This is a genomic window from Streptomyces alfalfae (assembly GCF_004127445.1).
Lineage (GTDB): Bacteria > Actinomycetota > Actinomycetes > Streptomycetales > Streptomycetaceae > Streptomyces > Streptomyces alfalfae.
In genome coordinates this window covers 19,981-38,150 of sequence record NZ_QEXM01000050.1, presented here as the reverse complement: position 1 = coordinate 38,150, position 18,170 = coordinate 19,981, and the positions used below count along the sequence as shown (strand labels likewise).

Genomic DNA, 18,170 nt, shown 5'->3' with positions numbered 1-18,170 from the left:
ACACCGTCGCCGCACGAAGCACCTCGGCGTGAATGGGCGGAACCGCCCCGCCCTCTTCCGTCGTTCCGTACCGTACGGGGCGACGGAGGAGGGTGATCATCTGTGGCACGGCTGCGCCTTGGACCACTGCTGAGGTACGTCGACGGTTCCACGGCGACCGTCTGGGTCGAGACCGACCGGCCCTGCGCCGCCGAGGTGCGCTGCGCGGACGGCGCGCACGGCTCGGCGCGCACCTTCCAGGTCGCCGGGCACCACTACGCGCTGATCCCGGTCACCGGCCTCACCCCGGGGACCGAGACGGCGTACGAGGTGCTGCTGGACGACGCGCCCGACGAGGACGGCCCTGGCCAGGGCGATCCCTATCAGCGGGGCCTTCGCGAAAGGGGCCCCGCTGACAGGGGCCCTCACGAGGAGGGTCCCGACCAGGGTGGGATCGACCATGGCGGTCCCGAGGAGGGCGGAAGCGCCCAGGGCGGGCCCGACGAGGGCGGAAGCGAGGGGGGCGGCCCCGACGAGGGCGGAAGCAATGGGGGCGGCCCCGGCGAGGGCGGAATCAAGGAAGGCGGGCCGGGAGGGTCGCATGGCCGTGCGGCTCTCGTCTGGCCCGAGCCTGGTTCGCCCTTCCCCCCGAGCACCATCCGCACGCCCGCCGGGGACGGCGGCACGGACTTCCGCGTGACGTTCGGCTCCTGCCGCTGGGCCGCGCCGCCCTCCGGCGAGGACGACCCCGTGGGGCCCGACGCCCTGGACACGCTGGCCGCCCGCATCGCCGCCGACCCGGCCACCGAGCGCCCGGACGTCCTGCTCCTGCTGGGCGACCAGGTGTACGCGGACCAGACCTCCAAGGCCACCCGGCGCTGGCTGGCGGCTCGCAGGGACACGTCGGAGCCGCCGTGGCACCAGGTCGCGGACTACGAGGAGTACACCCACCTCTACTACGAATCATGGCTCGACCCCGAGGTCCGCTGGCTGCTCTCGACCGTGCCGAGCTGCATGATCTTCGACGACCACGACGTCATAGACGATTGGAACACCAGTGCGGCCTGGCTCGCAGAGATGCGGGTCACACCCTGGTGGCGCGAGCGCGTCCTGAGCGGCCTCATGTCGTACTGGGTCCACCAGCACATCGGCAACCTCCGCCCCGACGAACTGGACAGCGACGCGGTCTACGCCTCCGTGCGCGCGACGCCCGACGGCACGGAAGCGCTGCGCGCCTTCGCCGCCGCCTCCGACGCGGACGCCACGGCGGTGCGCTGGAGCTACCGGCGGGACTTCGGCCGCGTACGCCTGCTGATGATCGACACCCGCGCGGCCCGCGTCCTCACCGAGGGCGAGCGCGCCATGGTCGATCCCAAGGAGGCCCGCTGGCTGCGGGAGCAGGCGCTGGAAAACCCGGGCGGCTACGACCATCTGCTCATCGGCAGCTCCCTGCCCTGGCTGCTCCCCCACCTCATCCACGACGCCGAGGGGTGGAACGCCGCGCTGTGCCGGGGCGAGCGCGGCGAGCGCTGGGCCCGGTTCGGCGAGAACCTGCGCAGGCGCTCGGACCTGGAGCACTGGTCGGCCTTCCCCGCGTCCTTCGAGGCACTCACCGCCCTGATCGCGGAGGCGGGCTCGGGGCCCGACGCCCCCGCAACGGTGTGCGTGCTCTCCGGCGACGTCCACCACGCGTACATCGCCGAGCCGACCTGGCCCGCGGGCGCCGGACCCGACGCCCGGGTCCTTCAGCTCACCTGTTCGCCGGTCCACAACTCGATCCCGTCCGCGCTCAAGCTCGGTTTCCGCTTCGGCTGGAGCCGCGTCGGACGGGCCCTCGGACGCCGCTTCGCGCGGCACGGCTCGGTGACGCAGGCGGGCATCGACTGGCGCAGGACGGGCGGCCCGTGGTTCGGCAACCAGCTCATGACCCTGACCCTGCACGGCCGCTCGGCCCACCTCCGCCTGGACCAGGCACGGGCGGTCCGGGGCGGCGGGGCGCGGCTGGAGGTAGCGGAGGAGGGACGACTCACGTGACGTGAGGGGGCCGAGGGGCGGGCGGCGCCTGGGGCAGCTGCCGACAGGGGGCGGGGCCGTGGGCGAGGGTTCGCCACCGCCGGCCTCGCTGCGGCTGCCGGACTGCCGGCCGGCGGACTCCGGGGCCGCCGAGCTTCTGGCCTGCCGAGCCTCCGGGCCGGGGGCCCCGGACTGCTGAACTGCCGGGCCGCCGAGCCTCCGACGGCCGAGCCGCCGAGCTTGCGGACCGCCGAGCTTCCGGGCCTCCCGGCCACCAGACTGCCGGGCCGCCGGGCTTCCAGCCTGACCGGCCGCCGGGCTTCCGGCTTGGCTTGACCTCCGGGCCGCCGGGCTGCCGACCTGATCGGGCCGCCGGGCCGCCGTGCCTCCGACGGCCGGACCGCCGAGCTTCCGGGCCTCCCGACCGTCGAACTGCTGGGCCGCTGGGCCGCCGGGCTTCCGGTCTGGCCGGGCCGCCGGGCTTCCGGTCTGGCCGGGCCGCCGGGCTTCCGGTCTGGCCGGGCCGCCGAGCCGGCTGCCGGGCTGCGGGACCGCCGACCTGCCGGGCGGCTGAGCTTCCGGGCCGGCGGACTGCCGGGCTGCCGGGCCGCCGAGCCTCCGACGGCCGAGCCGCCGAGCTTGCGGACCGCCGAGCTTCCGGGCCTCCCGGCCACCAGACTGCCGGGCCGCCGGGCTTCCAGCCTGACCGGCCGCCGGGCTTCCGGCTTGGCTTGACCTCCGGGCCGCCGGGCTGCCGGGCCGTCGGGCCGTCGGGCCGTCGGCTTGGTTTGGCCGCCGGGCCGCTGGGCCACCCGGCCACCGAGCTTCTAGGCTGCCGGGCCTCCGGGCTGCGGGACCGCCGACCTACCGGACGGGTGAGCTTCCGGGCCACCGGGCCGGCGGACTGCCGGGCCACTGGGTTTCTAGGCTGCCGGGCCTCCGGGCTCCCGGGCTACGGGACTGCCGACCTACCGGACGGCCGGACCGCCGGACCGCCCGGCTTCCGGCTTGACCGGGCCTCCGGGCCGCCGGGCTCACGAGCCGTGGGCCGAGGGCTCCGGGACCGCCGACCCGCCGGACAGCTGGGCTTCCGGGCCAGCGGACCACCGAGTCGCCGGGCTACCGCGCTGCCGGGGGGCGGTTTCCGGCCACGATAGGGGTGGGCCCCGTAGAGGTGCCGATTCCGTACGTCCAGGCGTCGCCCCTGCCGACCGCTGCCGCACGGGCGGGCTACGGCGTTCTCGCCCTGCGAGGTCTCGCCGGGCCCCGGGACGCCGCGACGCCGGCACCGAGGCGTTCGCGCCGACCGCCCCTGGCGGACCTTGCCGGACGGTGGCGCGCAGCCGCTAGGTGCCGTGTTCGCCGTACCGCGTGACCTGGGAGAAGCACTGCGCAGGCCGGTCGGACACGGGCCTCGTCGGCGCCCCGCGGGCTCGCGCCCCAGCCACTGACACATGCCTCCCGGCGCCTTCCCCCGTTCGGCGCGGCGGTCGCCCTCGACCGGGGTGGCGCCGGGGGCCCGGAGACATGGCGGGCCGATCGGCAAGCGGGCGTTCCGGCCGACTCCGGCCCATGGAGCGCGAGCACGGCGCGAACGGTGGGACGTACGTCACGATCTTCGTCGGCACGACGGCCACAGGCGCGTATGGGCCCCTCGGCCAAGGCCCTCGACCACGCGAGCCGCCGGCCCGCCGCGCCCCGGAGGAGCCGCTCGCGCGACTCACCGTGACGGCCCCTCGCGGCCCCTCCCTCATCGACGATCACGCCCCGGACCGACCGGACGCCACGGCGCGCTTCCACCACCTGATAGATCATCAAGGTTGTTGCCATACACGTTGGTTCACACACCGGGCCGCTCCCGCGCGGGGTGCGCTGGGTGACCGCCGCCGACACCGGAGCCGAGCCCGAGGCGGGCCGCGCCACGGGACGGGGAACGGTGGCGCGGCGTCGCACCGGACACGCCCATCTCGACTTCCGGGACGCCGCCCCGCCCCCCGCCCGCGCTGGAAGCGGAAGCCCCGCATGACCGAATGTTGAACTTGCAAGCACTAATTAGGTGCGCCTAATCTTGGGCCTCCGCTCGGTTCCGTCCCCCTTGACCGAAGGAGTCCCCCACCATGACTGGACGTCTCAACAGCGCCCAGCCCTACGCCATCGGCCTGTTCCGCATAGTCGTGGGCCTGCTCTTCGCCTGCCACGGCGCCGCGTCCCTCTTCGGCGTCCTCGGCGGTGCGTCCGGCAGCGGCGGCACCATCGACGCCGGCACGTGGCCCGGCTGGTACGCGGCGGTGATCCAGCTCGTCGGCGGCTCTCTGGTCCTCCTCGGCCTCGGCACGCGCGCCGCGGCGTTCGTCGCGTCCGGCTCGATGGCCTACGCCTACTTCAAGGTCCACCAGCCGGAGGCCCTGTGGCCCATGGAGAACGGCGGCGAGGCCTCGGCGATGTTCTGCTGGGCGATGCTGCTGTTCGTCTTCACCGGCTCCGGCGCGTTCGGCCTCGACCGGCTCTTCGCCGGGCGCGGCGCGAGCGAGGCCGACAAGGCCTCGGAGCGCACGCCGGTCGCCGCCTGACCGACTCGGCGACGCCCTCTCCTTCCGCACGCGGTAAGGAGAGGGCGTCGCCGTCCCCGGGCGGCGACACCCGGGGGAACGCCGGATGACGGACATCCGGGGGCATCCGGGCCCCAGTGGATCATCGGCGGCGCGCGCGGCGTACGCTGTAGAGCTGTCATCAGGCCGCCCCTGCCGTTCCCCGCGACACAGCGGCAACCGCTGCCGTCCGGGGAGTCACGGGGAGTCGTTGTGCTGGAGAGTGTGGGCGCGCTGACCGGCAGTCCATGGATCTACGCGGTCGTGGCCCTGTCCGTCCTCTTCGACGTCTTCTTGCCCGTCCTGCCGAGCGGCGTCCTCGTCATCATGTCGGCGACGGCGGCGGCAGCGGCCGGCACGGGCCGGGTGCCGCACAACGTCCCCGACATCCTGCTCCTGACGCTCAGCGCGGCGACGGCGTCCGTACTCGGCGACATGGCGGCGTTCCGCCTGGCGTGGCGCGGCGGCGAACGCCTGGAGCGCGCCATCGCCCGCTCCCGCCGGCTGACCTCCGCGCAGGCGAAGCTCGGTGCGGCGCTCTCGCGGGGCGGCGGCATCCTGTTCGTCATCGCCCGCTTCGCGCCCGCGGGCCGCTCGATCGTCTCCCTCGGCGCGGGCGCGGCCCACCGCAGGCTCCGCGACTTCCTCCCGTGGTCCGTGCTGGCCGGCCTGGCCTGGGCGGGCTACAGCGTGGCCCTCGGCTACTTCGGCGGCCAGTGGCTCGGCGCGACGTGGCTGGCCACGGGGGTCTCGGCGCTCGCGCTGGTCGCGGCGGGGGCGGGGGCGGCGTTCCTGGTGCGCCGGCCCGCGGCGACCGCCGGAAGCTGACCCGGCGGCGAACAGGGCCCCTCCGAATCACAGGGGTTTAGGAGGCCCGCGCCCCGCGCACCTCAAGACCGGCGAGGAGTTCCGCGGTCGCCTCGGCCACGGCGTCGACGGCCCGGTCGAAGACCTCGCGGTTGTGCGCGGCGGGGGCGCGGAACCCGGAGACCTTGCGTACGTACTGCAGCGCCGCGGCCCGGATCTCCTCCTCGGTGGCGTCCTCGGGGATGGCGGGCGGACGCAGCGTCTTGATGCTTCGGCACATGCCTCCAGCTTGCCACCACGCCCCGCCCGGCACCCGCCGCTCGCCACCACCGCCAACGGAACGCCCCTCGCCGAAGCCGAATCCAGGAACCCCGGAACCCCGGTATCAGCCGACCCCTGGTATCACTCGCACACCTAATTCGAACAGGAGTACCATTACGGTGTGCCTCCATCCCCATCCCATGACTTCCCTGGCGACCTCCTCGCCGCCCAGGAGGAACTGCACCAGGTCCGCTCCGAACTCCTGGCGCTGCTCAAACGCCTCCCCTGGTCGGTGGAGCCGCTCGACGGCTTCAGCGACACCGGCGGCTGGCGCAGCGTGGAGCGGCCCGCGTCGCCCGGCTGGACCGCGGACGAACAGGCCGAGGTCGAGAAACTGCGCGCGCGGGAGCGGGAGTTGGCGGTCTCCGTGACCTGCCACCGCTACTGGGAACAGGTCTCGGGCCCCGACGCGGTCACCGCGAGAGCCCGCCTCAAACACGTCCACGGGACGCCGGACGACTCCCCGCCGCCAGGCCATTGACAGGGGGGAACGGCGGGCGTTGACTCCCCCTGACCGGCGCGCACAGGCCCGTCGGCCGCGGAGGTGCAGCCGTGAATGTCCTGATCCTCATCGCGATCCTGGCCCTGATCGGCCTGGGCTTCGGCCAGCCCATCCTGTGGCTCGGCGCGGCGGCGCTCGCCTTCTACGTACTGCGGTCCCACGAGGTCGGCGGCAAGCCCGCAAGGACCATGAAGCCCTCCGGCCCGCGCGGCGGAGGGTCAGGCCTCCCCAAGACGTACCGCGACTACCGCCTCCGCAAGGAACGCCAGGAACGCTGGGACCGCAGATACCGCCGAACACATCCGGACAGCGGCCGCTGAGTTCTTACTCGCCGGGGCCTCGCTCGCCCGACGCCCGTACGCCGAGGCGGGAAGCGACGGAGCCCCGTACCGATCACTCGGCACGGGGCTCCGTCGTTCTGACCCGGTGGGCGCGGACGGTTTCGAACCGCCGACATCCTCCTTGTAAGGGAGGCGCTCTACCCCTGAGCTACGCGCCCGGGACGAGTGGACAGCCTACCCTGCCGCAGGTGGTGCCCCGCAAACCCGTTGGGCGGGCCCGGTGCCGTGGGGTCGCTCGGGGCGGCAGCGGGGGAATCAATCGTGCGCGGAGCGAACTGACCGGCCCGTGTGTTCGTCTCTGACCGGTGGGAGAATGTGACTCCGGGGCAGGGCCGATGACAGCACGGGAGAGGGATTGTGACGGCGACACCGTGGCAGCCGTACACACCGGACCAAGCGGGGAGCGAGAGCGGGGCGACAGGGCGGAAGGCATCGGCCGGGAGTGGCGCGGTACGCGCCCCGCACACCATCGGAAGCGTTCGGCCGGGCCGCTGCGGGCGGCCCGGGCGGCCCGGGCGTAGCCGCTTCGCGGCGGGTCTGCGTGACGTCCTCACCCTCGTCCTCCTGCCGCTGCCCCTGCTCGCCGTCACCGCCCCGGCCGCGTTCGCCGGGGGCGGCACCCGGCGGTGGTTCGGCGGGCGCGGCGAGAGCGTGCGCGCGGAGGCGCAGGCCGCCAAGGACGCCGCTGCCGCCGCCTTCTACGAGCTGGACACCGCCCAGCGCGACCTGCGGATCTCCATCGAGACGATCGTCGCCGTGGACTCCTCGTCCGGGGCCCGGCGCGCCGTGTCCGACTTCGAGACGCTCGGGCGGCGCATCGACGAGGCCAGCCACCAGTACATCGGCGCGGTGGACGCCCACGACCTCGACCGCGACGACCTCGACGCGTCCGTCGCGGCCAGCGCGCGGACCGAACTGACCCGCGCCAAGGACGAGCTGACCAAGGTCAAGGACGAGCTGGAGCGCTTCCGGCAGGGGCTCGGCCCGCTGCTCGACAAGGCGGAGACCCAGCTCGCCCGGCTCGCCCCGGCCGTGGAGCGGGCCCGCCAGACGCTGCTCGCCGCGAGCAACGCCCTGGACGCGGTACGCGCGGCGGGCCTGCGCGCCGACGACCTGGCGGCCCGGCTCGCCGCCCTCGCCCCCGAGCTGACCAAGCTGAACCAGGGCGCGGGACAGCACGGCGTACCGGAGACGCTCCAGCGCGCCGACCGCGTGCTGCGCGACGCCGAGGCCGTGCGCGCCGAGGCCGAGCGGCTGCCCGAGCGCGCCGCCGAGATCGACCGGCGGCTGGTGTCGCTGCGGACCAGGGCGCAGGCCCTGACCACCCGCAGCGGCCAGGTGGAGCCGATCCTCAGCGAGCTGCGCCGCCGGTTCGCCCTCGCGTGCTGGGAGGACCTGCAACGCGTCCCCGACCAGGCCGGAGAGAGCGTGCGCCAGGCGGAGACGAAGCTGAAGGAGGCCCAGCAGGCCCGTGACGAGCAGCACTGGCCGGACGCCACGGCCCTGCTCTCCACGGTCCGCGCCCTGCTGAACAACACCGACGAGGCGGTCTCGGCCGCCGGTGACCGGCTGCGGCGGCTCAACGCCGTCTCCAAGGACCCGCAGCAGGAGATCGAGCGCACCCGCTTCGCGATCCGGGACGCGCAGCGCCTGGCGATGGCGGGCCGCCAGACCCCCGAGCCGCGGCACGCCCGCCCCCTCGACGACTCCGTGGCCCGCCTGGACCGCGCGGTCTCGTCCCTGGAGGGCCGTCACCCCGACTACTGGCACTTCCTCACCGAGACCGAGGAGGTCCGCTCGACGGTGGCCCGCGTGGTGGCGCAGATCCGGGAGGAGCGGGGGCAGGGCGCCTGAGCCTGCCCTGACGCGGCAGCAGGGCGCCTGAGACTGCCCTGACGGGGGGCCCGCAGCGCGCCTGACCGGCCCTCGCCCCTGGGGGGCAGCGCGCCGGGGCGCGGGCGCACGCCCCGGCCGACCCCCGGCCCACCCCCTGTGCGAGCCTGGGGCCATGTTCGACGTGCTCGATTTCCCCGCCGCTCTCCGGGCGGAACGCCTCGTCGCCATCGTGCGCGGCAGCGACCCGGACGCCTCCTTCCGTACGGTCATGACACTCGCCGAGGCCGGGGTACCGCTCGTCGAGGTCTCCCTCAGCGGCGCCGACGCGCTGGACGTGCTCCGCAGGGCCCGCGCCGAACTCGGCCCCGCCGCCTGGCTCGGCGCGGGCACCGTGCTCACCGCGCAGGACGCCCGCCTGGCGGCCGAAGCGGGCGCCAACCTCATCGTGACGCCCGGCCTCGGCGCGGGCTCCGAGGAGGCGGCGCGGCTCGGTCTGCCGGTACTCGGCGGTGTCCTCACCCCCACCGACGTGATCGCCGCGGAGGCCGCGGGCGTCACCGCCCTGAAGATCTTCCCCGCCTCCGCGATGGGCGGCCCCGCCTACCTCAAGGCCCTGCGCGGCCCCTTCCCCCGTACGCCGTTCGTGCCGGTCGGCGGGGTGGACGCGGCGGCGGCCGAGGCGTACCTGAAGCTCGGGGCGGTCGCGGTGGGCGTGGGGTCGCCGCTGGTCGGGGACGCGGCGGACGGCGGCGACCTGGCGGGGCTGCGCGCCCGGGCAGCGGAGTTCGTGAAGGTCGCCGCCGGCACGGAGGCCGGCCGATGAGCGCGCCCGAGGTCCTCACCTTCGGCGAGACGATGATGGCGCTGCGCGGCGGCGGCCCCCTCAAGCTGGGCGGCTCGATGGACGTGTCCGTCGCGGGCGCCGAGTCCAATGTGGCGATCGGCCTGGCCCGCCTCGGCCACGCCGTCCGCTGGGCGGGCGCGGTCGGCGCCGACGAGGCCGGTGAACTGGTCCTGCGGACGCTGCGCGCCGAGGGCGTCGACGTGACCGCGGCGACGCGGGACGAGGGCGCGCCGACGGGCCTGATCCTCTTCGAGCCGCGGCTGCCGGAGGTGACCCGCGTGCACTACTACCGCGCGGGCTCCGCGGGGTCCCGGCTCTCCCCGGCGTCGGTCGAGGCCGCGTTCGCCGCGGGCGCGCCGCGCGTGCTGCACCTCACGGGCATCACCCCGGCGCTCGGCCCCTCGGCGGCGGAGGCCTGCCGCACCGCGCTGCGCCTGGCCCGCGCACACGGCACGGAGGTCTGCCTCGACGTCAACCACCGCTCACGCCTGTGGACCGCGGAGGAGGCCACGGCCGAGCTGCGGGACTGGGTCCCGTACGTCGACGTGCTCATCGCCTCGGACGACGAACTCCCCCTGTGCCTGCCGGAGGCCACGCCGAAGCGCCTCCTGGCCGAGGGGGTGCGCGAGATCGTGGTCAAGCTGGGCGCGGCCGGCGCGACGCTGCACACCGCGGAGGGCGAACTGCGCTCCCTGGCGCGCGAGGTGCGCCCGGTGGACGCGGTGGGCGCGGGCGACGCGTTCGTGGCGGGGTACCTGTCCGCGCTCCTGGACGGCGCGGCCGCGGCGGCCCGCCTGGACCGGGCGGTCACCACGGGCGCCTTCGCCGTGGCCTCCCGCGGCGACTGGGAGGGCGCGCCGACACGAGCGGAACTGGACCTGCTGGGCGCGGGCCCGGGCACGGTGGTCCGCTGAGACGGGCCCGCGAGAGGCGCGGGCAAGGGCGCCACCGGCCACGACCGGACCCGCGGCCGACGGACGGGCCCCTACGCCCCGTCAGCCACAGCAGCCCCCGCCACAGCACCCACCGCCCCCGCCGCCGCCCTGCGGGCCCGCGGAGGCCGACGACTGGCCCCCCACGGCCACCGTGGAGAGCAAGCGCACCGTGTCCCCGTGCCCGGCAGGGCACTCGGCGGGATCGGCGGACCGCGCCATCGGTCGGCTGACTTCGAAGGTGTCCCCACAGGACCGGCAACGGAATTCATAACGAGGCATGGCCACAGGCTAGCTCCGCTCCCCCTCCCGGAGGAACGCCCGGAGGATCGCCTCCCCCGCGGCGACGCCCCGCTCGGGGAGCACCGTGAGGCCGGGAACGGTGAACCCCGTGTCGGCCAGCTCCCCGTGGCCGGGCCGCCAGGAGCGGTCACCGGCGAGGAGCAGGTCCGCGTCCAGCAAGGAGTCCCCCGCGGTGAGGACCTCCGAGGCGTCGACCCGCCGCGCGACCTCCCGGACGGCCGCGCTCTTGGTGAGCGGCGCCGGCACGACGTACAGCTTGCGGCCCTGCAAGGACACCGTCCAGCCGCGCTCCCCCGCCCACTGTGCGAGTTCCTTGACCCACTGGTCCGGCAGCAGGGCGCGCTCGACGACGAGGTAGGCGAAGAGGTCCTCGGCTACGCGCTCCTTGAGCAGCCAGGCCGGGTCGGCGGTCCGCACGAGATGCGCGCGCACTTCGTCGAGCGAGGCGCACTCGTCCGCGAGGCGACGGGTGACGCGCGCCTGCCAGTCCCGGTCGGAGACGCCGTCGACGAGGATGTGCCCGCCGTTGGCGCAGATGGCGAAGCGGGGCGGGGGCCCCGGCAGGTGCACCCGCCGGTACTGCTCCCGGGTCCGCGTGGTGGTCGGCACGAAGACCGAGGCCCCGCCCAAGTCGGTGAGGAGCCCGGCGGCGGTCTCGGTGACGTACGACAGGGGCTTGCCCTCGTACACCTCGACGCAGAGCAGTCGCGGCGCCTCGGCGTCGGGCATGGTCAGGCCCAGCGCGGCGGTGGAGTAGATGAGCGTGCGGTCGAGGTCGCTGGCGACGAGCTTCGTCACGGGGAGACCACCGCCTTGCCGTCCGCGCCGGTCGCGCCGCGCGTGTACTGGGGGTGGATCAGCCCCACGCAGCTGTAGGGCAGTTCGGCGACCTCCTCGACCGGCACGCCGCGCTGCTCGGCGAGCAGCCGTACGTGGTCGAGGTCGGCGCCGGCGCCCGCGCGGGCCAGGATCTTCCAGGGGACGCGGCGCAGCAGCACCCGGGTCGTCTCGCCGACGCCCGGCTTGACGAGGTTCACGTCGTGGATGCCGTACTCCTCGCTGATCCGCTCGACGGCGGCCCAGCCCTCCCAGGTCGGCGCGCGGTCGGCGGAGAGGAGTTCCTTGACGCGTACGTCCACGGCGTCGGCGACCTCGTCGAAGCGGGCGGCGACGGCGTCGACGAAGTGGCGGGACAGGTCGGCTCCGGCGAGTTCGCGGTAGAACTTCGCGCCGTGGAAGTCGTCGGGGCCGACCAGGTCCGCGCGCAGCACGGTGCGGGATATCAGCCCGGAGACCGTGGAGTTCAGGCAGGCGGAGGGGATGAGGAAGTCCTCGCGGGTGCCGTAGGTGCGGACGCACGAGCCGGGGTCGGCGAGCACGGCGATCTCGGGGCTGAAGCCCGTGGCGCCGCCGGACGCCTCGTACGCCCGTATCGCGTCGGACAGTTCGCGGGTGATGGCGCCCTTGCCCGTCCAGCCGTCGACGAAGACGACGTCGGCGGGGTCGTGGTGGGCGGCGAGCCAGCGCAGCGCGTTGGCGTCGATGCCCCGGCCGCGCACGATCGAGACGGCGTAGTGCGGCAGGTCGAGCCCGTGCCGGTGCGCCGCCCAGCGGCGCATCAGGACCCCGACGGGGGTGCCCGCGCGGGCGAGGGAGACCAGGACGGGACGGGACGGCCGCTCCGCCATGACGGTCTCCGTGACGGTGCCGACGGCCCGGGCGATGCGGGCGGCGGAGGTGTCGAGCGCGGCGTGGAACAGCTCTTGGTAGCGCTCGCTCGGCTGGTACTCGACCGGCAGCGACTCCGCGTAGTGCGCGCCGCCGCTCTGGATCGCCTCCTCGCGCTCCTCGGTGGGCGCTTCGAGCGTCACGCCCGAGAGGTCCTGGAGCAGCCAGCCGACGTCGTCGGCCGCATACGAGGAGAAGACGGGTCCGCGGAGGGGTTCGGGCAGCAAAGGGGACCTTTCGGATGCGGCGGGCGCGGGGACGTACGAGGGGACGACGGCCAGCAGGACGTGCGGGACGTGCGCGGAGAGCTGCGCGAGGAGCCCGTCGGCGGCGTGCAGCTCCGGGGTGTCGGCCACGGAGTCCACGACCGCGACGACGGCGTCGAAGCCGCCGCCCGCGACGTTGTAGGCGAACCGCGGCCCGGGGCCGTCGGCGGGCGCGTCGTGGGCGGGGAAGACGAGGCGGGTGCGGATCGCGTAGCCGGGGTCGTCGACGGCGAGGACGGGTGACCGGGTCGTGGTGGAGAACCGCACGTCGGCGTCGGTGAGCCGCTCCAGCTCCACGCCGAGGGCGAGCGGTGCGTACATCAGCTCCTCGAAGCCGAGGACGAGGACGCGGCGCGCGCCGGCCGGCAGCTCCCGGGCGATGCGCCCGGCCATGCCGGGCAGGGCCTCCTGGAGCCTGGTCCGGTGGGCGGGGGTGAAGCCGTGCCTGCCGCCGTCGGGCACGCCCGCGGGCCAGCCGAGTGCGACGCGGCCGGCCGGTCGGTGTTCTTCGCGCGGTCCGGGGACGGCGGCCGTCTCGTGCTCGGCGACCAGCGCCCGCCCCTTCTCCAGGACTCCCTCCGGCAGCCGGACCGTGCCCGCCGCCTGCGCGATCAGGTCGACGCGCGCGCCGACCTCGCGGGCGAACGCGGCGAGGCGCCCGCGGTCCTCCGGTGAACGCATGTCGACCAGGGCCACGATCACGTACCGCTCGCGGGGGAAGCGCTCGTGCAGGGCGCGGATGGTGTTCAGGACGGTGTTGCCGGTGGAGAACTCGTCGTCGACGAGGACCAGCGGTCCCTGCCCGGCGAGGAGCCGGGGGTCCTCGGGGAGCAGCAGGTGGGAGGTGGCGTGCGAGTGGGACTCCTCGAAGCCGCCCGCGCGCTCGACGCCCTCGACGGGCCGCCGGGTGGAGTGCAGGTAGGGCGCGAGGCCCACGCCGTCGGCGACCGCGTGGCCGAGGCCCGTCGCGGTCTCCGCGTAGCCGAGGACGACGGCGTGGCCCGCCGCGTCGTCGCCGAGCAGCTCCCGCACCCGGACGCCGAGGCCGTGCCCGGCGGCGTGGACCACGGAGGGGCGCTGCGGCACGTGCTTGCCGAGCACGTTGGAGACCAGGAGGTGGGCCCGCTTGGGGTTGCGCCGCAGGGCGAGGCCGAGCAGTCCGGGCAGCGTCTCGTCGCCGTCGAGCCCGACCCCGAGCCGCTCGGCGACCCAGCTGCCCGTCCACACCGCGTCTTCAGTCACGTACGTCCTGTTCCTTGCGTTCGACCGGCCGCCGGGGCCGGAGGGGGTGGGGGCGTCACGAAGCCGATGGCGTCATGAAGCCGGTGGCGTCACGAGGCCGGGATGGCGGCCGCCAGCAGCTCCACGAAACCGACGTCCTCCCTGGCGACGCCGAAGACCTCGGCCCGCCGCAGGGTCCGCTCGGCCCAGGCGCGGTGCGGCTTCACCTCGTTCATCTTGTTCGTGTACGAGGAGCGCAGCACCCCGCCGCCGTCGCGCTCGGGGCGCAGGATGTCCCGCGCGTCGCTGAACTCCTCGTGGCTGACGACCGACAGGGCGTGCACGGGCAGGACGTGGGAGGGGTGGATGCAGGTCTTGCCGAGCAGGCCGTTGGCGCGGTCGAGCTCGATCTCGCGGAGCAGGCCGTCCATGTCGTGCTCGATGAGGGCCTGCCGCAGCTCGTCGGCGCGGCCCTCCAGGAAGGGGCTGCGGCGCAGCTGCGGCTTGAACATGCGCTCCTGGACCCGGAAGTACTCCCAGACGGGCCCGGTCACGATGTGGCCCGTGCCGTCGGCCCTGCCCAGCACGTTCACCACGTCGGCGATGACCGAGGCGACGATCTGCACGTCGTAGGCGGTCATGTCGGGGGGCCTGCGCAGTCCGTACGCCGAGCAGAAGTCGGTGACGCCGAGGCGCAGCGCGAGCACCCGGTCGCGGTACTTGTCGACGGTGCGGGCGATCCCCGCGAGCGTCTCGGCGCGGCTCTCCAGGTGCAGCAGCTCGGGCGACTCCAGGACGGGCATGGCGAAGAGCCGCCGGCCGGGGGCGATCTCCGCCTCGGCGGCCGTCAGCGCCTCCAGGAACGGAACGCCCCGCTCCTCGGTGAACTTGGGCAGTACGAATCCGGACAGCAGCCGAACGCTGGGGCCGAGCCTGCGGACCAGGTCGGGTATCTGCTCGGCGGCGCGGACCCGGATGAACAGCAGCGGGGGCTCCACGCCCCGCCCGGCCAGGGCGGCGAACTGCCGGACCAGGTTCTCCTCGGCTTCGCCCACCTCGGAGTCGTCGATGGAATCCTCCAGGCAGAGCACCATGGAGGTCACGCCGCGTCCGCCCTGCTTGAGGACGTCGTCGGCGAGGCGGGGACGGGTGGCCGGGCTGTAGAGCGTGGCTCCCAGGGCGGACGCGAGCACGTGGGGCGGGGAGTCCGCGGTGAAGGCACACGGCTCCCGGTGGAAGAGGCGCTGTCGCACCTCTGGGGCGATGTGCCCGAAATGACGCATGGAATTCCCCTGTTATCGCCTGTTCCGTCAAACATTGTCGTCTGTTCCGTCGACATGGACGGTTGTGATGTGGCCGGTAATAGTACGTAGGAAGGGGTGCCGAGGGTTCCCGACGGGTGTGAACTTCAGGTAACCCGGCCATGTCGCACACGCACAGCACACAACCGTCGCACGCGCGGACCGCCCCCAGGTCAGACGCCTGCCGACGCGGCCGGGGCCCGCAGGTCAGACGCGTGCCGACATGGCCGGACCGGCGGCCCCCGCGTTGTGGCGCCCGTGCGGAAGAAGGCAGGATGACCGCATGACGCACGCGATGTTGAAGGGGTCGAACGTCCCGCTCGAAGCCTCGGCGGTCCGCGCCGTGCTGCGCTGGGCCCCTGGGCAGGGTGTCCCCGACGTCGACGCGTCGGCGCTGCTTCTCGGCGGGGACGGCCGGGTCCGCTCGGACGAGGACTTCGTCTTCTACAACCAGCCGCGCCACCCCGGCGGCAAGGTCTGGCGGCTCGGCAAGAAGCGGGTCGCCGAGGGACTCACCGACACGATCCAGACGGATCTGGCGGGCATGGACCCCGCGGTGAGCCGCGTGCTCCTCGCCGCGTCCGCGGAGGGCGTCGCCTTCGAGAACGTACCGGCCCTGTGCATCCTGATCTACGACGCCATGGCCGCCGACGGCGAACCCCTCGCCTACTTCGACATCACCCCGCAGACCGGCGAGGAGACGGCGCTGATCTGCGGCGAGCTGTACCGCCGCGGCGAGGGCTGGAAATTCCGCGCGCTCGGCGAGGGCTACTCCAACGGTCTCGAGGGGCTGGCCTCGGACTTCGGGATCTCCGTGGACGACACGGAGTCCGCCCCGCCTCCCGAGCCCCTGCCGTCCGTGCCGGGGCCCTCGACGTCCTTCCCGCTGCCGCCCGCGCAGCCCATGCCGCAGCCGTCCGCGGCGCAGCCCGCCCCGCAGTCACCGCCCTCGTACGGCTATCCGCCGGAGCCACCCCGGCACCCGGCGCCCCAGCCGTCGTACGGCTACCCGCCCGCGGCGCCCACACAGCCCGCGCCGATCGCCCGCCCCGCCCCGCTCGCGCAGCCGTCGTACGGCTATCCGCAGCCGGTGGCCCCGATGCCGGACCCGAACTTCGCGCTGCCGCCGCAGGGACCGCAGTTCCTGCCCCGCTGAGGATCAGCCGACCTTGGTCTTGTAGCCGCGGCCCCACTGGAGGCCCCAGCCGTAGAGCCGGTCCAGCTCGGCCTGGAAGCCGTAGACGAATTTCACCTCGCGGCGGACGATCAGCTCGTCCTTGACGTTCTCGATGGACACCACCGCGCAGGAGCGGGCCTGCGGCTGCCGCTCGTCCAGGTCGATCTCGACCCGCGGCCCGTTGCTGGGATAGAGCGTCACCTTGGCGTGCGTGCGGTCAAAGGCGGGCGTCTGGTCGTAGATGTACGCGAAGACGAGGAGCCGCTTGATGGACTCGCGGTGGTCGAGGTTGACGTAGATCGTCTCGCCGGACGGTGAGCCGAACCGGTCGTCGCCGCTGAGCTGCACGTACGGGGGCGCGTTGAGGCTTCCGAAGAAGCTGCCGAGCGGCTGCACGACCCCCTTGGCCCCGTCGGTCAACTCGTACAGGCAGCCGATGTCCAGGTCGACGTTGACCACGCCCTGGGTGTGGGCCTGCACCACGTCCGGCTGGAACAGCTTGAACGGGTGCCGCAGCAGACTGCCGCTGGACCGCTGCTTGCCCATGAAGTCCGACGGCCGCATCTGCCAGGACAGGTTGACGCGCAGATTGCCGGTGGCGGCTCCCTGCTTGCTCAGCGAGACCGTCGGGTTCCGCTTGGTCAGTTCGATGGAGTTGCTCGCGGCACTGCCCGATTCAAAGTCCATCGAACGCCCGCGCCACAGTCCGTCCCAGAAGGACATGCCGCCCCCAAGTGCCCTTGTGTCTCCTACGGATACGGGGCGGCCGCCCCGCTCCAAGCGTTCCTCGCCCGGGCCTTCGTCACACTCCGGAACCCGGAATCGGACAGGCGGGCGGGGTTTTCGGTCAGCGTCAGACCCCTGACGAGACCTCGGTCTTCTCTCCTGAACCGGCTCCCCCTTCGGCCGCCGCCAGCCTGCGGTTGCGGAGCACGGAGGAGATGAAGGACCAGGCGATCAGGATGACGCCGACGGAGCCGGTGATGACTTCGTGGATCTCGTACTGGATGGTGACCAGGAGGATCACGGCGAGGGCGCCGATCGCGTAGTGCGCGCCGTGCTCCAGGTAGACGTAGTCGTCGAGGGTGCCCTGGCGGACCAGGTAGACGGTGAGCGACCGGACGTACATGGCGCCGATGCCGAGGCCGAGCGCCATCAGGACGATGTCGTTGGTGACCGCGAAGGCGCCGATGACGCCGTCGAAGGAGAAGGACGCGTCAAGGACCTCCAGGTAGAGGAACATGAAGAACGCGGCCTTGCCCGCCATCAGGACGGCGGGAACCTTCTTGCCGGCCTTCGCGGCCTCTTCCTCGGCCTCGTGCTCCCGCTCCTCTTCCTCCTCCAGCTTGTTCTCGAAGAAACTGGAGAGTCCGCCGACGATCAGATACGTGATGAGTCCGGCGATACCCGAGATGAGGACGGTCTGCGCCTTGTCCACATGGGCGCCGCCGTGCTGGTGCGCGTGGGTGGCGAAGGTCATCGCGGTCACCATGAGCACGACGAGCGCGATGCAGACCGACAGCATGTCGACCTTGCCGAGCTTGGCGAGCGGACGCTCCAGCCAGCCGAGCCACTTGATGTCGCGGTCCTCGAAGATGAAGTCGAGGAAGATCATCAACAGGAACATGCCACCGAAGGCGGCGATCGACGGGTGGGCGTCGGTGACCAGCTGCTTGTAGTGGTCCTTCTCGTTGAGCGCGAGGCGGACCGCCTCGATCGGGCCGATCTTCGCACTGACGGCGACGATCACGACCGGGAAGACCAGGCGCATGCCGAAGACCGCGATGAGCACGCCGATGGTGAGGAAGATCTTCTGCCAGAAGGCATTCATCTTCTTCAGGATTCCGGCGTTGACCACCGCGTTGTCGAAGGACAGCGAGATCTCGAGGATGGACAGGATCGCCACGACACCGAAGCCTGTCCACCCCCCGTAGAACACCGCGGCCACCAGGCCGAGCGCGGTGACCGCGAACGACCAGCCGAAGGTTTTCAGAATCACTGGCTACCCAAT

General features: G+C 73.7%; 16 protein-coding genes and 1 tRNA gene. 9 read left to right on the top strand and 8 right to left on the bottom strand.

The genetic code is table 11. The annotated features are described in order from the left end of the window. The first annotated feature begins 102 nt into the window (after positions 1 to 102). The 3 genes from DCW30_RS31275 (at position 103) to DCW30_RS31265 (ending at position 5,408) form a co-directional block, all read left to right on the top strand. The gene (locus DCW30_RS31275; protein WP_076686566.1) at positions 103 to 2,013 is read left to right on the top strand and encodes an alkaline phosphatase D family protein; all 1,911 of its coding nucleotides are present in this window, start codon (positions 103 to 105) and stop codon (positions 2,011 to 2,013) included. 2,096 nt (positions 2,014 to 4,109) lie between these two features. Beyond that, complete coding sequence (locus tag DCW30_RS31270) at positions 4,110 to 4,562, top strand: DoxX family protein (RefSeq protein WP_076686565.1); 453 nt, start codon at positions 4,110 to 4,112, stop codon at positions 4,560 to 4,562. Between the two features lie 231 nt (positions 4,563 to 4,793). Beyond that, the gene (locus tag DCW30_RS31265) at positions 4,794 to 5,408 is read left to right on the top strand and encodes a DedA family protein (protein ID WP_076686564.1); all 615 of its coding nucleotides are present in this window, start codon (positions 4,794 to 4,796) and stop codon (positions 5,406 to 5,408) included. 37 nt (positions 5,409 to 5,445) lie between these two features. On the opposite strand, the gene DCW30_RS31260 is transcribed toward DCW30_RS31265, so the two are convergent. After that, positions 5,446 to 5,667 carry a DUF2277 domain-containing protein gene (locus DCW30_RS31260; protein ID WP_062769581.1) on the bottom strand — a complete coding sequence of 74 codons (222 nt, stop codon included), beginning with the start codon at positions 5,665 to 5,667 and terminating at the stop codon, positions 5,446 to 5,448. Between the two features lie 162 nt (positions 5,668 to 5,829). Between DCW30_RS31260 and DCW30_RS31255 the strand changes: the two genes are divergently transcribed. Together DCW30_RS31255 and DCW30_RS31250 are read left to right on the top strand one after the other, a co-directional pair. Further along, entirely contained in the window at positions 5,830 to 6,189 is a 360-nt protein-coding gene (locus tag DCW30_RS31255; RefSeq protein ID WP_076686563.1) for a hypothetical protein, read from the top strand. Positions 6,190 to 6,260: 71 nt separating this feature from the next. Beyond that, positions 6,261 to 6,530, top strand: coding sequence for a hypothetical protein (locus DCW30_RS31250; RefSeq protein ID WP_076686562.1), 270 nt, complete (start codon positions 6,261 to 6,263; stop codon positions 6,528 to 6,530). A 107-nt stretch (positions 6,531 to 6,637) separates the two neighbouring features. Here the strand turns inward: DCW30_RS31250 and DCW30_RS31245 are convergent. Continuing rightward, positions 6,638 to 6,709, bottom strand: a tRNA-Val gene (locus tag DCW30_RS31245). Between the two features lie 199 nt (positions 6,710 to 6,908). Between DCW30_RS31245 and DCW30_RS31240 the strand changes: the two genes are divergently transcribed. The 3 genes from DCW30_RS31240 (at position 6,909) to DCW30_RS31230 (ending at position 10,145) form a co-directional block, all read left to right on the top strand. Continuing rightward, positions 6,909 to 8,405: a coiled-coil domain-containing protein gene (locus DCW30_RS31240; protein ID WP_076686561.1), complete on the top strand. Its 1,497-nt coding sequence runs from the start codon at positions 6,909 to 6,911 to the stop codon at positions 8,403 to 8,405. 154 nt (positions 8,406 to 8,559) lie between these two features. Beyond that, a complete protein-coding gene (locus tag DCW30_RS31235) occupies positions 8,560 to 9,210 on the top strand; it encodes a bifunctional 4-hydroxy-2-oxoglutarate aldolase/2-dehydro-3-deoxy-phosphogluconate aldolase (protein WP_062769572.1) in 651 nt (216 codons plus the stop codon). After that, a complete protein-coding gene (locus DCW30_RS31230; RefSeq protein WP_076686560.1) occupies positions 9,207 to 10,145 on the top strand; it encodes a sugar kinase in 939 nt (312 codons plus the stop codon). The genes DCW30_RS31235 and DCW30_RS31230 overlap by 4 nt, the downstream gene beginning before the upstream one ends. An 81-nt stretch (positions 10,146 to 10,226) precedes the next feature. On the opposite strand, the gene DCW30_RS31225 is transcribed toward DCW30_RS31230, so the two are convergent. From DCW30_RS31225 to DCW30_RS31210, 4 genes are all read right to left on the bottom strand, one after another. After that, positions 10,227 to 10,445, bottom strand: a complete 219-nt coding sequence (locus DCW30_RS31225) for an FmdB family zinc ribbon protein (protein ID WP_076689376.1) — start codon at positions 10,443 to 10,445, stop codon at positions 10,227 to 10,229. Between the two features lie 9 nt (positions 10,446 to 10,454). Next, positions 10,455 to 11,264 carry an HAD family hydrolase gene (locus DCW30_RS31220; protein WP_076686559.1) on the bottom strand — a complete coding sequence of 270 codons (810 nt, stop codon included), beginning with the start codon at positions 11,262 to 11,264 and terminating at the stop codon, positions 10,455 to 10,457. Next, on the bottom strand, positions 11,261 to 13,702 hold the full coding sequence (locus DCW30_RS31215) for a phosphoribosyltransferase (RefSeq protein WP_076686558.1): 2,442 nt from the start codon (positions 13,700 to 13,702) through the stop codon (positions 11,261 to 11,263). The genes DCW30_RS31220 and DCW30_RS31215 overlap by 4 nt, the downstream gene beginning before the upstream one ends. Before the next feature lie 89 nt (positions 13,703 to 13,791). Next, positions 13,792 to 14,964: an HpcH/HpaI aldolase/citrate lyase family protein gene (locus DCW30_RS31210; protein WP_076686557.1), complete on the bottom strand. Its 1,173-nt coding sequence runs from the start codon at positions 14,962 to 14,964 to the stop codon at positions 13,792 to 13,794. Between the two features lie 301 nt (positions 14,965 to 15,265). Between DCW30_RS31210 and DCW30_RS31205 the strand changes: the two genes are divergently transcribed. After that, positions 15,266 to 16,138, top strand: coding sequence for a TerD family protein (locus DCW30_RS31205; RefSeq protein ID WP_076686556.1), 873 nt, complete (start codon positions 15,266 to 15,268; stop codon positions 16,136 to 16,138). Between the two features lie 3 nt (positions 16,139 to 16,141). Here DCW30_RS31205 and DCW30_RS31200 read toward each other — a convergent pair whose 3' ends face one another. Together DCW30_RS31200 and DCW30_RS31195 are read right to left on the bottom strand one after the other, a co-directional pair. Next, on the bottom strand, positions 16,142 to 16,882 hold the full coding sequence (locus tag DCW30_RS31200; RefSeq protein WP_076686555.1) for a TerD family protein: 741 nt from the start codon (positions 16,880 to 16,882) through the stop codon (positions 16,142 to 16,144). A gap of 130 nt (positions 16,883 to 17,012) precedes the next feature. Beyond that, positions 17,013 to 18,158, bottom strand: coding sequence for a DUF475 domain-containing protein (locus DCW30_RS31195; RefSeq protein ID WP_062781875.1), 1,146 nt, complete (start codon positions 18,156 to 18,158; stop codon positions 17,013 to 17,015). Positions 18,159 to 18,170 lie beyond the last annotated feature (12 nt).

Bases quoted from the DNA above. Each gene is read 5' to 3' on its own strand.
- DCW30_RS31270 (WP_076686565.1), top strand. From the start codon at position 4,110: ATGACTGGACGTCTCAACAGCGCCCAGCCCTACGCCATCGGCCTGTTC.
- DCW30_RS31205 (WP_076686556.1), top strand. From the start codon at position 15,266: ATGACGCACGCGATGTTGAAGGGGTCGAACGTCCCGCTCGAAGCCTCG.
- DCW30_RS31210 (WP_076686557.1), bottom strand. From the start codon at position 14,964: ATGCGTCATTTCGGGCACATCGCCCCAGAGGTGCGACAGCGCCTCTTC.
- DCW30_RS31260 (WP_062769581.1), bottom strand. From the start codon at position 5,667: ATGTGCCGAAGCATCAAGACGCTGCGTCCGCCCGCCATCCCCGAGGAC.
- DCW30_RS31200 (WP_076686555.1), bottom strand. From the start codon at position 16,882: ATGTCCTTCTGGGACGGACTGTGGCGCGGGCGTTCGATGGACTTTGAA.
- DCW30_RS31230 (WP_076686560.1), top strand. From the start codon at position 9,207: ATGAGCGCGCCCGAGGTCCTCACCTTCGGCGAGACGATGATGGCGCTG.
- DCW30_RS31235 (WP_062769572.1), top strand. From the start codon at position 8,560: ATGTTCGACGTGCTCGATTTCCCCGCCGCTCTCCGGGCGGAACGCCTC.
- DCW30_RS31225 (WP_076689376.1), bottom strand. From the start codon at position 10,445: ATGCCTCGTTATGAATTCCGTTGCCGGTCCTGTGGGGACACCTTCGAA.